The 688-nt window shown below is 63.8% G+C and carries 2 pseudogenes; both read left to right on the top strand.

Annotated elements, in window-relative coordinates:
- Nucleotides 1-374 (top strand): annotated as a pseudogene (locus ACTWQR_RS55910) (NtaA/DmoA family FMN-dependent monooxygenase); the annotation flags it as partial.
- A 13-nt stretch (nt 375-387) separates the two neighbouring features.
- Nucleotides 388-688, top strand: a pseudogene (locus ACTWQR_RS55915) (NtaA/DmoA family FMN-dependent monooxygenase); the annotation flags it as partial.

Consider the following 688-nt stretch of genomic DNA (forward strand, 5'->3'; position numbering starts at 1 on the left):
CCGAGATCGACTTCAAGCAGTTCGACCTGGACGAACCGCTCCCCGAAGGCCTGACCACCAACGGCGAACGCGGATCCCTCGAACACTTCAAGCGCGGCGACGGCACCCCCGGCCCCAAAACCCTGCGCCAACTCGCGATCGCGGCAAGCTCGTTCGGCCTGGAGTTCATCGGCACTCCCGAACAGGTCGCCGACCAGATGCAGGCAGTGATGGAGCAGGTCGGCGGCGACGGCTTCCTCATCCACCGCAGGGGCCTGACACGCAAATACATCAACGACATCTGCGACGGCCTCGTCCCCGAACTCCAACGACGTGGGCTGACCCGCACCGAGTACACCGGGTCCACTTTGCGCGAGACCCTCGGCGAGTTCTGAAAGGCAGACGCACATGACGATGTTCCACCTGGGTTGGTTCATGAACTTCACGCCGCCGGACTGGCAGTCCGAGTCGGCTTCCCCGGACGTGAAGAACTGGGCCAATGGCAAGTTCCACGTCGACATGGCCCGGTCGATGGAGCGGGCCTGCTTCGACTTCATGATGATCGAGGACACGGTGATGGTCGCCGACGCGTACGGCGGCACCATGGAAGGTTCCCTCAAGAACGCCGTCTTCGCGCCCAAGCAGGACCCGATCCCGCTGGCCGTCATGGTCGCCGCCAACACATCGAAAATGGGCGTGGTGGCCACCA

Origin of the sequence: Streptomyces sp. 2A115 (assembly GCF_052245575.1) — a bacterium.
Lineage (GTDB): Bacteria > Actinomycetota > Actinomycetes > Streptomycetales > Streptomycetaceae > Streptomyces.